Source organism: Streptomyces flavofungini (genome assembly GCF_041028215.1).
Classification (GTDB): domain Bacteria; phylum Actinomycetota; class Actinomycetes; order Streptomycetales; family Streptomycetaceae; genus Streptomyces; species Streptomyces flavofungini_B.
Genome location: NZ_JASKYR010001524.1, coordinates 1 through 391, shown reverse-complemented (window position 1 = coordinate 391; position 391 = coordinate 1). Strand labels below are relative to the sequence as shown.

The 391-nt window shown below is 73.1% G+C and carries 1 protein-coding gene and 1 pseudogene; both read left to right on the top strand.

What is annotated here, in order from left to right; translation table 11 throughout:
• Nucleotides 1-132 (top strand): annotated as a pseudogene (locus tag AB8Z36_RS42005) (ABC transporter permease); the annotation flags it as partial.
• On the top strand, nucleotides 129-391 hold a 263-nt coding region (locus tag AB8Z36_RS42000), incomplete at its 3' end, for an ATP-binding cassette domain-containing protein (protein ID WP_369218564.1). The pseudogene AB8Z36_RS42005 and the gene AB8Z36_RS42000, both read left to right, overlap by 4 nt.

Sequence of the window (391 nt, the reverse complement as noted above, 5' to 3'; positions counted from 1 at the left end):
TTCGTCCTCGAACCGTCGACGGTGCTGCGGCCCGCGGCGGTGATGGTGGCGCTCGGTGTGCTCGGCGCCGGTCTGTCCGTACGGCGGATCACCGCCGTCGATCCGCTGGTAGCACTGGGAGGTGCCCGATGAGCCCGATGAGCCCGATGAGCCCGACGCGCGAGCCGTTGTTGTCGGTCGAGGACGTGACGCTGACGTACCCCGACGGGGGCGGGCGGCTGACGGCGCTCGACGGGGTGAGTCTCGCGGTGCCCGGCGGCACGATGACGGCCGTTCTCGGGCCCTCGGGTTCGGGCAAGTCCAGCCTGCTCGCCGTGGCGGCGACGCTGATCAGACCCGACCGGGGGCGGGTCGTCGYGGACGGCGTCGACACGGGTGCCCTGAGCAGGGC